This window comes from Chryseobacterium sp. POE27 (genome assembly GCF_039727685.1).
GTDB lineage: Bacteria > Bacteroidota > Bacteroidia > Flavobacteriales > Weeksellaceae > Chryseobacterium.
On the sequence record NZ_CP152475.1, the window covers coordinates 230217 to 244564 of the forward strand.

At 34.3% G+C, this 14348-nt stretch carries 11 protein-coding genes and 1 pseudogene; 9 read left to right on the forward strand and 3 right to left on the reverse strand.

Going from position 1 to position 14348, the window contains the following annotated elements:
* Positions 1-271: 271 nt before the first annotated feature.
* Together AAHI02_RS01080 and AAHI02_RS01085 are read right to left on the reverse strand one after the other, a co-directional pair.
* Positions 272-685: a hypothetical protein gene (locus AAHI02_RS01080; protein ID WP_346985043.1), complete on the reverse strand. Its 414-nt coding sequence runs from the start codon at positions 683-685 to the stop codon at positions 272-274.
* 49 nt (positions 686-734) lie between these two features.
* Complete coding sequence (locus AAHI02_RS01085; RefSeq protein WP_346985044.1) at positions 735-1571, reverse strand: helix-turn-helix domain-containing protein; 837 nt, start codon at positions 1569-1571, stop codon at positions 735-737.
* A 1231-nt stretch (positions 1572-2802) separates the two neighbouring features.
* On the opposite strand from AAHI02_RS01085, the gene AAHI02_RS01090 reads away from it, so the two are divergent.
* The 7 genes from AAHI02_RS01090 to AAHI02_RS01120 all read left to right on the forward strand — a co-directional run bounded on the left by AAHI02_RS01090 (position 2803) and on the right by AAHI02_RS01120 (position 10940).
* Positions 2803-3591 (forward strand): polysaccharide biosynthesis/export family protein, encoded by a 789-nt coding sequence (locus tag AAHI02_RS01090; RefSeq protein ID WP_346985045.1) that lies wholly within the window; start codon positions 2803-2805, stop codon positions 3589-3591.
* A gap of 10 nt (positions 3592-3601) precedes the next feature.
* Positions 3602-5941 carry a polysaccharide biosynthesis tyrosine autokinase gene (locus AAHI02_RS01095; RefSeq protein WP_346985046.1) on the forward strand — a complete coding sequence of 780 codons (2340 nt, stop codon included), beginning with the start codon at positions 3602-3604 and terminating at the stop codon, positions 5939-5941.
* Positions 5942-5943: 2 nt separating this feature from the next.
* Positions 5944-6912 (forward strand): SDR family oxidoreductase, encoded by a 969-nt coding sequence (locus AAHI02_RS01100; RefSeq protein WP_346985047.1) that lies wholly within the window; start codon positions 5944-5946, stop codon positions 6910-6912.
* A gap of 19 nt (positions 6913-6931) precedes the next feature.
* Positions 6932-8221 (forward strand): nucleotide sugar dehydrogenase, encoded by a 1290-nt coding sequence (locus tag AAHI02_RS01105; protein ID WP_346985048.1) that lies wholly within the window; start codon positions 6932-6934, stop codon positions 8219-8221.
* A 204-nt stretch (positions 8222-8425) separates the two neighbouring features.
* Positions 8426-9031, forward strand: a complete 606-nt coding sequence (locus tag AAHI02_RS01110) for a sugar transferase (RefSeq protein WP_346985049.1) — start codon at positions 8426-8428, stop codon at positions 9029-9031.
* A gap of 273 nt (positions 9032-9304) precedes the next feature.
* Entirely contained in the window at positions 9305-9631 is a 327-nt protein-coding gene (locus tag AAHI02_RS01115; RefSeq protein WP_346986652.1) for a hypothetical protein, read from the forward strand.
* 22 nt (positions 9632-9653) lie between these two features.
* Complete coding sequence (locus AAHI02_RS01120) at positions 9654-10940, forward strand: DegT/DnrJ/EryC1/StrS family aminotransferase (protein WP_346985050.1); 1287 nt, start codon at positions 9654-9656, stop codon at positions 10938-10940.
* Positions 10941-11065: 125 nt separating this feature from the next.
* Here the strand turns inward: AAHI02_RS01120 and AAHI02_RS01125 are convergent, their stop codons facing one another.
* Entirely contained in the window at positions 11066-11398 is a 333-nt protein-coding gene (locus AAHI02_RS01125) for a hypothetical protein (protein WP_346985051.1), read from the reverse strand.
* Positions 11399-12030: 632 nt separating this feature from the next.
* Between AAHI02_RS01125 and AAHI02_RS01130 the strand changes: the two genes are divergently transcribed.
* Both AAHI02_RS01130 and AAHI02_RS01135 read left to right on the forward strand, forming a co-directional pair.
* Entirely contained in the window at positions 12031-12756 is a 726-nt protein-coding gene (locus tag AAHI02_RS01130; RefSeq protein WP_042719662.1) for an NUDIX domain-containing protein, read from the forward strand.
* 19 nt (positions 12757-12775) lie between these two features.
* A pseudogene (locus tag AAHI02_RS01135) lies at positions 12776-14261 on the forward strand (FGGY family carbohydrate kinase).
* The last annotated feature ends 87 nt before the right edge of the window (positions 14262-14348 follow it).

Genomic DNA, 14348 nt, shown 5'->3' on the forward strand with positions numbered 1-14348 from the left:
ATTAGTTCAAAAATATGATGCAAATGTATAGACTTCAAATCAGAGCATTATTGTGAAAAATTGCTAATAATTTGTAATTTTTGTCGCTGAGAATTAGCGATATACAGTAATTGTTTTTATTGGATATTCAATAAAAATTAATTATGAAAAGAAAAATAACTCCACAAATAATAATATTTTATGATAAAAGTATTATTAATAAATTATGTATAGAAAATTAATAAATGGTTAAATATAAAAAAATATAATTTTAATTGTAATTTTTTCTTTATTAATTTGACATCATCGTTAAAATGTAATAATTCTGATCTTTAGATAAGTCCCTTTTTTTATTCTTACGACTGTCAATTTCAAATATTTTTTCAATCACTCCTTTTTTATAATTGATAAGGTTGCGGATGGTATCTTTTTCCAGAATGGCCTGGTCTGTATTTTTGAAACCGGCTTTTCCGCTGTAAAGATCATGTTGCAGTCTTACCTCAAAACCTGAAGGGCTTGAAATCATAATAAATTTTGTATCCTGATCATCACTTTCATTATAAGAACTTTTGTCTGCATCTGCAGGATTGATAGTCAGTGTCTGAGTAGGATACAAACGTATGTTAACCGTAGTTCCGTCGTTTTGTGCACGGAAGTAAGTGAAAGTAATGAGGCAGATTAAAATAAAAAAATATTTGATATGCATCGGTTTGTTTTTCACCTTATGGTTACTTAACCAAATATACAATTATTTTTCAATAATTCCTCATTTCAGAAGGGTTTTTTTGGGTGTGCTTCTTAAAAAAATTTGTAAAATTTCCTTCATCGCTGAATCCCAGCTCATAAGCTATTTGAGATATGGTATAATTAGAATAACTCAACATTTTTTTAGACTCATGAATGAGCTTTTCTATTATAATATGTTTTGCTGTTTTGCCGAGAACATATTCTGTCATTTCAGTAAGCTTTCTGGGGGTTATATTCAGCTCGCTGGCATAATGGGAAACCTTTTTTGAAATTTTGTAATCCCTTTGGAGTACGATCTTGAACCGATTAACGCAATAAAGATAATCAAATTTTACATCTTTTTTTACCTCTTCCGTAGGAATGTGCAAAAATGCGTCTAAAATCAGTCTCTCAATAGCATTGTGTGCCGCCGAGACATAAAGACTTTTATCTTTCTTTCGAAAACTTTCCATTCGATCCATAAAAACCACACGCATTTCTTCCTTGTTGACAAAAGGGGCGATAAATATATCAGAATTGTAATTGAAAAAAAGCTGTGAATTCAGGAAAAGTGAGTCTTTTACAGACCTTTCATAAAAAGTTGTCGAAAAAACAACGATTAAAACATCATGGCCTCGGGACGGGCCAAACTCAACATCCTTTTGGGGCCCTACGAAAACAATATTGCCTGCTTCGATGTCATGGGCGATATTTTCAACCGTGAGACGAATATTCTGCATGACGATATAAATACAATAAAATTCCAGAGTATTCAGCTTTCTTTTGTTATTGTTTCTTTTAATTATATGATCCAATCGATTTACACTGAAGCCAATATCTTTTAACTGATCTGTAATTATATACATTTTATATTGTGGTAAATTAGTACCCGACTAATATAATTTTTTGCATTATGCTATAAATATTATTTGATTAGAGATAATTCTATATCAATATTGAATTATTTCGGCAGTTCCAATTTTTAATTTATTTTATAAATATGAAATCTTATTTCTTGTTATAATGAAAGAAATAACATATCTGAAAGTTCTTAAATAAAGGAAAATCAAACTTTTCCGACGGTATGTAGATTTCAAGACGAGAATAATAGTATTTTACATTAATTGTTATTTTTGCTTGATATACACTTACATCGCCATTTGATGATATAAGTTTTGTTAAAATGATACCGAATTTATTCTATATATGGTACCGTATTCGCGCGAAAGATCGTCCTGACAGGTGAAATTTTTATCTCTCATGTATATCTGATAAAGAAAATATGTTTTATATTGGATAAGAACAAGATTTGGCTTGTAAAAAAAATCTTTTACTATTTTTATAATCATTATATTTTTCACTTTTTCCAAGAATTAAATTAAGTTTACAAATTCCCTATATCGGGAAAATATGTATATTTGCGGTGTTGGATTTTTTTTGATCTTGAGTTGAATTAAAGACAATATTCGTACCGTCTTGACAGTATAAATTAATTATCATTAATCTGTACATAATTGTTATATTTGGGTACTGAAATCATATACTGTTAAAATGAAACTGTTGTACCTTTGTTTTAATACTCTTTTGGGTAAAAATCTTTTTAATATTAGGGAGCTGGAGTGCTTCCATATGTATTCACCAGTTTTAATTTTTCTTTCAAATACTTTTTCTTATTTAAATTTTTCTTATTCTTGGCGAAAATTAAACTCTGAAATGCATTTTTGGAGAATGTTTTTGTATCGGATTTTTATAGTGAATGTTTGCCATTACAGCAGAAAGCTTTGTATTAATATTTTAAAACATAAAATAAAATTGATAATAAATGGTAATCTAATAAATGAACAAAAATTAATTTCAAAAAATATTTATATAAATTCCGCGAAGGTTAACATAATTTAATTTGGTTGTTTATCTGGTAATTACGAATATTATGTTTAAATTTTACATTAAAACATTATTTCGGCAAACAAATTGATTAAGATACGCGTTGCAAATTTTACATTTATTATAAAATAGTATATTAACCATAAAAATATTTAGTTCGCTCATTGAAAATCTAAAAATTGAGAGCGTTACCACAGTAGATTAAAATTACATATGAACAGAAATATTATCACTCTTCTGATATTAGTATCTATTACTTTATTATCATGCAAGCCCAAACAGAATATGGTGTATATGTCGAAAAGCAATATGGAAGAGGAAGTCGCCAAAGCGAAATTTCAGGGTTTACACATCCAGGAAGGAGATGTTCTTCTTATTCTTGTTTCCGCACTTGATGAAGCTGCTGTGAAGCCCTTTAACCTTAATACTGCAAATAAAGTTGGAAGTGAAGGAAATTCAGCAATGAATCAATATGTACAGCCGAGTGAATATTTGGTCAATGAAGAAGGTTATATTAACTTTCCTGTCTTGGGAAGTATATATACAAAAGGGATGACTCAAATACAGCTGAAACAAGATTTGGAATCACGTTTAAAAAGATATCTCACGGATCCCTTGGTTACAATTACGCTCAAAAACTTCAATGTAAGTGTTTTGGGTGAAGTAAAAGCACCGGGACAGAAAGAAAGCTTATCACAAAAAATAAATGTTTTTCAGGCTCTTGGCCTTGCGGGCGACATGACAGATTTTGGAGACCGCACCAATGTAAAGCTCATCCGTACGCAAGACGATGGTAATGACGAAATTGTCAATCTGGATCTTAGCAGAGCGGATATTGTAAGTTCTCCTTATTATTATATGAAGCAAAACGACGTATTATATGTACAACCAGATAAGAATAAGCAGATTCAGGCAAACTCAAATCCTAACAGGGCGCTTACTTTCCAGATTATAGGTACATTAATAACGGCAGCTACTCTAATTATTGCTTTAAAAAGATAACCATATATATATGCAGCAGATAGAACTTCAGGAAAATGAGGAAAAGATCGATTTAAGACGTACGATTACAAAATACTTTTACAAATGGCCATGGTTTCTGGTATCTGTTATGGTTTGTATGATAAGCGCATATGTTTACCTCAGATACAGTGTTCCTAAATATCAAAGTAAAACAACACTTAAATTTGATAAAAAAGAAAACGATCTTACTTCAGCATTATCTGACCTGAGTAACTTAGGTATCGGACTTGGAAATGCCGATGAATTGAAGAGCGAAGCTGCAGTTGTGAATTCGAGGCCAATTTTAATGCAGGTTGTAAAAAATCTTAATCTCAATGTTGAATATTTTAACACAGGAGAAATTAAAGATTATCAGTTATTTACAGATGTTCCTGTATCAGGAAGAATTTTGAAATTTGATAAAAAATTTGTATCATCAGAGTATAATTTAAAGATAATCAGTGGAGATGAGTTTACGCTTGTTAATGAAAATCACGGGAAGTTTACTGGGAAATTTAATGTTCCTCTTAAGCTTGATTTCGGTGTTGTGGTATTAACCAGAGACTCTCATTATACTCTAAAACCTGGATATAAAATTATTTTTTGGAACCCGATTGAGAAAGTAAAAAAACTTGAAAAAACCATTCAAGTTGATATACCTGATGATAAAGCTTTGTTGATGGATATAAGTCTCATAGGAACAGTTCCTATAAAGTCTGAAACAATTCTTAACGAGCTAACGCTTCAGTATAATTTAGATGGGCAGAAAGATAAAAACCTTCAGGCTCGTAATACACAAACATTTATTGATAAAAGATTAGAGGTAATTACTCGAGATCTTTCGGGTGTAGAAAACCAGAAAGAAAACTTCCAGAACAAAAATCGTATTTTTGACCTTCAGGCTCAGGCTGAGCTGGCTCTACAAAATACCAGTGAGAATACAAAAGCACTTCTTCAGCAGCAGGCACAACTTGATCTTCTGAATTCTCTTACTACAGAAGCTTCAAAAGGAAATAATCAGCTTATGCCTTCTAATCTTGGGCTTAATCCTTCTTTGGAGCAAACAATATCTCAATATAACCTTCTTCTCATCAGCAGGAATAAAACGCTGAAGCAGGCAACGAATGAAAATCCTGCCGTAATCGAAATGAACAGGGAAATTGCTTCCCTTAAAGATATTATCCGTGATAATATTCGTGAGCAGAAAGATGCGGTAAAAGCCACTATTTCTCAGTTGCAGAACCAGATCTCGACGAATAATAGTGCTATAGATAAGGTACCGGGACAATCTAAAATTTACAGGGGTATAGAACGTCAGCAGAATCTGAAAGAGCAACTTTTCTTATTTCTTCTTCAGAAAAGGGAAGAAAATGCGATCAATTTATCTGTCGATGTTCCTAAGGCTAAAATTGTAAATCCGGCATATACAGATGATATTCCTGTTTCTCCAAAAAAAGATATCATCATCATCGGTGCATTTCTGCTTGGCTTGCTCATCCCTTTCGCTATTTTTTACTTGCTTTTTATTTTAGATGATAAGATTTACACAAGAGAAGATATTAAAGAACGGTCTAATCTTGGAATTTTGGTTGACATACCTTCATTGAAAGTTGATGATAATCATTTGATACAGAGAAACGACTTTTCAGAACTGGCAGAGTCATTCCGTATATTGGTTTCCAATCTTAAATTTATACTTCCTAAAAAAGATTCGGCCAAAGTTATTATAGTGACATCATCTGTAAAAGGAGAAGGAAAAACCTTGGTTTCTGTAAATCTTGCGTTAACGGTAGGAAATAAAAACGGTAGGGCGTTGTTGATAGGTTCGGATATCAGAAACCCACAGATCCAGAGATATGACAGCGAACCCGTAAAAAGAAAGGGTCTTACAGAATTCTTATATGATGAGTCGGTAAATGTGCATGATCTTATTCATACATCCTATACAAATCCTTATTGTGATGTGATTTATGCAGGTACTATTCCTCCAAATCCTCAGGAACTTCTTTCTAATGGTCGATACCAGAAACTGATAGAGCAGATGTCATCCGAATATGCATATATTATTATTGACTCGGCACCACTTATGCTGGTTTCAGATACCCTAAGTATAGCAGATGTTGCAGATGCAACATTGTATGTGGTAAGATCAGGAGTTTCACGAAAAGTACTTATTGATTTTGCTCAGGATCTCGTGAAAGAATCAAAATTAAAGAATGTTTCTTTTGTTATAAACGATATTTCAAAAAGCGCAAGAGGGTATGGATACGGTTACAATTATGGATATGGATACGGCTATAATGACAAAGAAACTAAAAAAAGCTGGTGGAATAAAATTTTTAAATCATAAAAATGGGTAAAATTTTAATTACGGGTGGAGCAGGATTTATAGGCTCCAACCTTACGGAATATTTTTTAAATAAAGGATATGAGATAGTTTGTCTTGATAATTTTTCAACAGGACATCGATACAATATCGAAGCTTTTTTAAAAAATCCGAATTACAAACTGATCGAGGGGAGTATCTGTGATCTCGAAACCTGTAAGGCAGCTGTAGAGAATGTAGATTATGTCTTGCATCAGGCCGCATTAGGTTCTGTTCCAAGATCAATCAATGATCCCATTACAAGCAATGAAGTAAATGTTTCAGGGTTTCTGAACATGCTCGTTGCTGCAAGAGATGCCAAAGTGAAACGTTTCGTGTACGCTGCTTCCTCTTCTACTTATGGTGATTCCGCATCACTTCCGAAGGTGGAAGAAGTTATAGGAAAACCACTATCTCCGTATGCGATTACCAAATATGTAAATGAATTGTATGCAGATGTTTTTTCTAAAACCTACGGAATAGAATGTGTAGGTCTTAGATATTTCAACGTATTTGGCCGCAGACAGGATCCCAACGGAACTTATGCCGCTGTAATTCCTTTGTTTGTAAAACAGCTGATGAATCATCAGTCTCCTAAAATTAACGGAACCGGGGATTATTCACGTGATTTTACCTATATCGACAATGTGATTCAGATGAATGAGCTGGCTATGCTTACAAACAATCCTGAAGCTGTTAATACAGTGTATAATACAGCAGTTGGTGACCGTACCACATTAAATGACCTCGTACATTATATTAAAAAATACCTAAGTGAATACGACGGGAATATTGCTGATATCGAAATCGTACATGGTCCCAACCGTGTTGGAGATATTCCGCATTCGCTGGCGTCTATAGAAAAAGCTCAGAACCTTTTGGGATATAAGCCCAGCCATACTATTGGAAATGGTCTGAAAGAAGCCATTACATGGTATTGGGAAAATTTAAAGTAAATAATTAAATAAAATCTTTGTGGAAAAACAATATAAAATTGCCGTTATCGGTCTTGGTTACGTAGGTTTACCATTGGCTCGTTTATTTGCAACTCAATATCCGGTGGTAGGATTTGATATCAATCAGAATAGAATCGAAGAATTAAGATCAGGAACAGACAGCACGCTAGAAGTGGAAACTGAAGTTTTAAAGTCTGTTTTAATAGACAGAAATCCGTTTAACGGTAATGAAAATGGTTTTTTTGGCTCTTCAGATATACAGGATATTAAAGAAGCAAATATATATGTAGTAACCGTTCCAACTCCTGTTGATAAACATAATCGTCCCGATCTGACACCGTTGTATAAATCATCGGAGACTGTAGCAAAAGTACTTTCTAAGGGAGACATTGTCATTTATGAATCTACTGTATATCCTGGAGTAACGGAGGAAGAATGTATTCCGGTTCTGGAAAGAGTTTCAGGAATGAAATTTAACGAAGATTTCTTTGCAGGCTATTCTCCGGAACGCATTAATCCGGGGGATAAAGAGCATACGGTAGAAAAAATTCTTAAAGTGACATCTGGTTCCACACCTGAAATTGGTGAAATAGTAAATAATATTTATAAATCGGTGATCGTAGCAGGTACTCATCTTGCTCCAACTATTAAAGTTGCTGAAGCTGCTAAAGTAATTGAAAATTCTCAAAGAGATATCAATATTGCTTTTGTAAATGAACTGGCTAAAATTTTCAATTTATTAGAAATTGATACGCATGAAGTTTTAAAGGCAGCGGGAACCAAATGGAACTTTTTACCTTTCAAACCGGGACTGGTAGGAGGCCACTGCATTGGGGTAGACCCTTATTACCTTGCACAGAAAGCGCAGGAACATGGTTATCATCCGGAAATCATATTGGCGGGACGTCGTCTGAATGATTCTATGGGACAGTATGTCGCTTCTCAGCTCGTGAAATGTATGATTAAGAAGAATATCAGCATTAACGGTGGTGAAGTTTTAAATCTTGGGATAACATTTAAAGAAAATTGTCCGGATGTACGAAATACAAAAGCTGTTGATGTAATCCATGGACTTGAAGATTATTCTTTGAAAGTAACTACATTCGACCCATGGGCTAATCCTGAAGAAGTAGCGCACGAATATGGACTTACAGTAGCTAATGAAATTCCTGATCAGAAATTTGATGCTATTATTCTTACCGTTGCCCATAAAGAATTCATGAGCCTGAATCTTAATGATTATTTAAAGGAGAATGGAGTAATTTATGATGTAAAAGGAATTCTGGAAGATTGTGATTCCAGATTATAATACGGTGAAGATTTATTATTAGTTATCACAATTTGGTTATTTGAAGCCTAATGATTGTAATAAGTAAAAATTAAAAATTGTTGTTTAATTTAAAAGTCTCAGCTTTGTTGCTGAAATTCCATTATTACCGAAAATCCGATTTCTGTTGTAAGGATTCTTAATCTGGGACGGATAACCAAAACATTGCTTAAAGAGAAAAGATAGATGTATAAAAATTTGATAAAAAGAATGATCGATTTTCTGATCGCTTTTACGGGCTTAATTGTACTATCGCCTGTTTTCGTGATCGTTCTGATTATCTTATATTTTCAGAATGATGGTAAACCATTCTTTTTTCAGACAAGACCGGGGCTTAATGAGAAACTGTTCAGGATCATTAAGTTCAAAACGATGACAGATAAAAAAGACAGTCATGGTAATTTGTTATCAGATTCAGAGAGACTTACTAAAGTTGGTAGTTTCGTACGTCAGACTTCTCTTGATGAAATTCCTCAGCTTATCAATGTGTTGAAAGGGGATATGTCGTTGATAGGTCCCCGGCCCTTATTGCCACAGTATCTGCCTTTATATAACGAGTCTCAGAAACGCAGACACGAAGTTCGCCCGGGAATTACCGGATGGGCACAGGTAAACGGAAGAAATGCTATTTCATGGGCAAAGAAATTTGAACTGGATGTATGGTACATCGATCATTTGTCTTTTGTATTGGATTGCAAAATTATATTTCTCACTTTTAAGAAAGTTTTTAAAAAAGAAGGAATTAATAAGGAAGGGCAGGCAACGACAGAGGTTTTTAACGGAAATAATTAACATAACAACATGTATTGTATACGGAACAAGTGACCATGGCAAGGTAGTTGCTGAAGTTGCAGAAGAAAAAAGATACCACATTATTAGTTTATAAATGAAATATATCTAAAGCTACATTACTATTATTCTGTAATTTCATGAGCCGCTATCAGAAATAGATATCATCATTTCAATAGAAAATAATAGGGTAGAAAGAATATTGTTGACCAGAATACGTTATTTACTTATGTTACCTTACTTCATCCGAAATCATCGGTCTCCAAAAGAGTAGATATAGAAGAAGGAACAGTTGTCATGTCAGGAGTCAGCATCAACTCTGCAGTGAGTATAGGAAAGCATTGTATTATCAATACCAATTCATCAATAGATCATGATTGTGTTATTGAAGATTTTGTGCATATTTCACCAAATGCTGCATTGGGAGGAAGCGTTTATGTAGGAGAAGGAACACATGTTGGATTAGGAGTAAGCGTAATCCAGGGCATAAGAATAGGAAAATGGTGTACTATCGGGGCAGGAGCAGTTATCATCAGTGATATTCCTGACGGCGCAACAGTGGTCGGAAACCCTGGTAAAGTAATAAAAGTTACCGAATTATAAATAATAAAAATAAAAATTGAGTATGAACATCGAGGTATGGCTTTCTTCACCTCACATGGGAGGTGGAGAGCTAAAGTATATCAACCAGGCTTTTGAGACCAATTGGATTGCTCCTCTTGGACCCAATGTAAATGGTTTTGAAGGTGATTTGGAAAATTTTTTAAATCAGAAAACAAAGGTCGCAGCTCTTTCTTCAGGTACGGCGGCTTTACACCTTGCATTAATTGAATGTAATGTAGGGTATGGAGATGAAGTGATCTGCCAGTCTTTAACGTTTTCAGCATCTGCTAATCCTATCGTGTATCTTGGGGCAACTCCGGTATTCGTAGATTCAGAAAAGGACACTTGGAATATGTGTCCTGTAGCTTTAAGGGAGGCAGTGAAGGATAGAATTGCCAAAGGGAAAAAGCCAAAAGCAATCATTGCGGTCAATCTTTATGGAATGCCCGCCAAAATGGATGAAATTTTAGCAGTAGCTTCAGAGTTTGATATTCCTTTGATTGAAGATGCTGCCGAATCATTAGGATCAACCTATAAGGGCAGAACGTGCGGAACATTCGGACGTTTCGGGATCTTATCTTTTAATGGTAATAAAATCATCACTACTTCGGGTGGGGGAGCATTGGTTTGCCATTCTAAAGAAGATAAGGACAGGGCTGTATTCCTTTCTACACAGGCACGGGATAAAGCACCACACTATCAGCATTCTGAGATCGGATACAATTACAGAATGAGCAATATATGTGCAGGAATCGGAAGAGGTCAGATGGAAGTTCTGAACAGCAGAGTAGAAGGCCGCAGAAAAATGCACGATTTCTATGCTGATGTTACTAAAGATATGGATGGTATTGAACTTTTTTCCGAGCCGAACGGAGATTTTTACAGCAATCACTGGCTGTCTGTAATTACGGTTGATAAGAAATTAGCATCAAAAAGCCACGAAGATCTTCGCCTGGCATTTTTAGAAGATCATATAGAATCACGTCCTATATGGAAACCAATGCATATGCAGCCTGTTTTCAAAGATGCACCGTATTATGGAGGTAACTTTGCAGAAACACTCTTCAATACTAGTTTATGCCTTCCTTCGGGATCTAATTTGACAGATGCTGATCGAAGCAGAATTGAAAAAGTCATGGTTAATGTTTTTTCAAATAAAAAAGATTTTAGTTTCGTAAACCACACCACACACCTACCATTGAATAATTTAATTATTCATAAAAGACACCTAATAAAACTAAAATTAATACTAGTCCGGAAAATACAAGCCAGAGATAATTCAAATTATCTCTGGCTTTTTTTATTCTAAAGAGCTCTTTTGAAGCTGCTGAAACATCTTAATGAAACTTCCTGTTAGAGTTACTATAACTATTGGTATTTAAACCATGGAAATTATTATAAGTATAATATAAATCTTTAAAATAAATATCAGTATCAGCATCGTTTTTCTCTACAAAAACAACCTCTTTTTTGCTTTCTGGTAACGCTGTGGGCATATTTCTTTTTAGAAACTGTTTTCCTCTTTGTACATCTGCAATACTGGTGATCCTGCTTTTGATGCTGATGAAGATCAACGATTACGATTTCCGAATTTTCATAGTTTTTAAACTTTGCAAAAGTACTTTTATCAAGAGTAAACCATGGCTCACCATGATAAAAAAAATGATCGATGATTTCAGGGTGATGAACGTCTTTTTTTTCTAAAGGAGCCGCGCAGTAATAGCCATTGCAATCCTTGCATATGGCAACTTGTATTTTTATAGACATAATTTTTTGATTTTAGTGTTGCCTTTTCTATATCAGAAGTTGTGCCATACAAACAATTCCAATGTAAAATTATACTCACATTAAATTATTATTTTTTTATATGCTTAATGGAATGTAAGGAAATAATAAACTTCTGCTTCTTCTTTTGATCTGCTGTAAATGCGTGCAGAATACAGGGTATATTTAAGGTTAAATTTGTTCAACGGTATGTTATCATAAATTAATTTACAAACTTTCATTAATATTTCCTTTTTAGCATAATTTTATGATCTTGGGTATAAAAACGGTAAAGAAAAAAACGATTTTTTTGAGTATTTTAACCCTTAAAAGTGTTTTTTTTACACTTTTTAATAAAAAAAGTTAATATTTTTTTTAACGTTTCTTATCATAGTATTTTGTAAGGAAAATTTCATTATTATTTTTTAACATTTTTTTTACAAAGTGTTGTAAACTCATATTTTAAGATCAGAATAAGTATATAAAATATGATAACCTTATCATATTTTATATACAATTGTTATCATAAAAAATCGATATGTAAATTATTGATATGTAGGTAATAGCAGTAAATTTATTTTTTTTATTCATTTGAATTTTTATATTTGTGATGTTACATAAATGTTAACAATTAAATGAGCCCTAACTTTATTCATACGTATGTATCTGTAGATTGTGTAGTATTCGGATTTGATCTCGAAAACCGCCTAAATATTTTATTGGTTCAGCGACATGTGGATGAGATCCCTTTGGAAAGACAGAGAAAACTACCGGGCAGTTTGATTTTTAGTGATGAAGATGTAGATGATGCCGCTGAAAGAGTACTTCACGAGTTGACAGGAATCAGGAAAATGGTCCTTAAGCAGTTCAAATGTTTTGCAGATCCCAGTCGTGCCAACAATGAACATGATATAAAATGGATGGGAAAGGAGTATAAGCATCATATAGACAGGATCATTACAGTAGCATATTTATCGCTCTGTAAGATCGATCATAAGATCAACAGCACAAAATATGACACAGTAGACTGGTTTCCGATTGATGAAGTGCCGACCTTGCCGTTCGATCATAATAAGATTATCAGCGAATCGCTGGTGGAGATCAGAAAGTGGATAGAATCCGACTTCTCCATTATTTTTGAGCTGCTGCCGAAGAGGTTTACGATCAGGCAACTGTACCAGCTTTACAGCGCATTAAGTGAAAAATATATTGACATTAAAAATTTTCATAAAAAAATATCATCCTTCAACTATATTGTACCGTTGGATGAGATTGAGAAAAACGTTTCGCACCGTGCTGCAAGATATTATAAGTTCGATGCAAAGATCTACAAGAAAAATAATACTAAACTAATCAAATAAATACGCTTCTATCTAAATTATGTACTTACTAGGCTATGACATCGGCAGTTCTTCTGTAAAAGTTTGTCTCATCGAGGCATCTAGCGGAAAGGTGATTGCTTCAGAATTTTCTCCAAAAAAAGGAAATGAAAATCACCGCCATCAATCCCGGATGGGCAGAACAGAACCCCGGTGACTGGTGGACAAACCTGAAACTGGCTCATGAAGCTGTTATGCATGAATCAGGAGTACATGCGGAAGATATTAAAGGAATTGGCATTACATGGCAGATGCACGGGCTTATCCTTGTAGACAAAGATCAGAATTTATTAAGACCATCCATTATCTGGTGCGACAGCCGCGCAGTGCCGTATGGAGAAAAGGCTTTTAAAGAAATTGGTGAAGAAAAATGTTTATCTCATTTATTAAATTCACCGGGAAACTTTACAGCATCAAAACTAGCATGGGTGAAAGAAAACGAACCTGAAATTTTTGATCAGATTGATAAAATAATGCTTCCCGGAGATTATATCGCTATGAAACTGTCCGGACAAATCGGAATAACGATCGAAGGGTTGTCGGAAGGGATTTTCTGGGATTTTAAAAACAATTGTATTTCGGAAGACGTAATCGGCCATTACGGAATTCCTAAAAGCTTCTTCCCGGAGATTATTCCTACGTTCGGGATTCAGGCTACGGTTTCTGCAGCAGCAGCTCAGGAATTAGGTTTAAAAGAAGGAACACCGATCTCATATAGAGCAGGAGATCAGCCAAACAACGCACTTTCACTAAATGTTTTTAATCCGGGAGAAATTGCTTCCACTGCCGGAACTTCAGGAGTGGTGTATGGGGTGCTGGATCAGCTTGAATACGATAAATTATCAAGGGTCAATACATTTGCTCACGTTAATTATACACCAGAGCAGATCAGACTGGGCGTTTTACTTTGCATCAATGGAACAGGAATTTTGAATTCGTGGCTCAAACATAATTTTGCAACATCATTATCTTCATATGGAGACATGAATGAGCTGGCTTCACTTTCTCCGGTAGGTTCTAAAGGATTAAGTATTGTACCTTTCGGAAACGGTGCAGAAAGAGTACTGGAAAACAAAGAAACCAACTGTTCAATACACGGGATTAATTTTAATATTCATACAAAAGGAGACATATTGCGCGCAGCGCAGGAAGGAATCGTATTTTCTTACGAATACGGAATGAATATCATGAGAAATATCGGGATGGATATTCAGGTGATTCGTGCAGGAAATGCCAATATGTTTTTAAGTTCAATTTTTCGTCAGTCACTTTCCAGTGTCAGTAATGCAGTAATTGAACTTTATGATACCGACGGAGCTGTAGGAGCTGCAAGAGCTGCGGGAATAGGAATAGGGTTTTATGCAGATTCTAAAGAAGCATTTTCATCACTCGAAAAAATTGCAGTGATAGAGCCTGAACACGAGAAACAAGAACAATATCTGGAAGCCTATACAAGATGGAAGCATCATCTTAATGAAATAATCTAAAAACGAATCAGCGGAAAAATTCCTCGGCACTTACTGATCTTTCTACATCAGTGAGAAGGGAATGACTACGCAAACTTTAAATAAAAA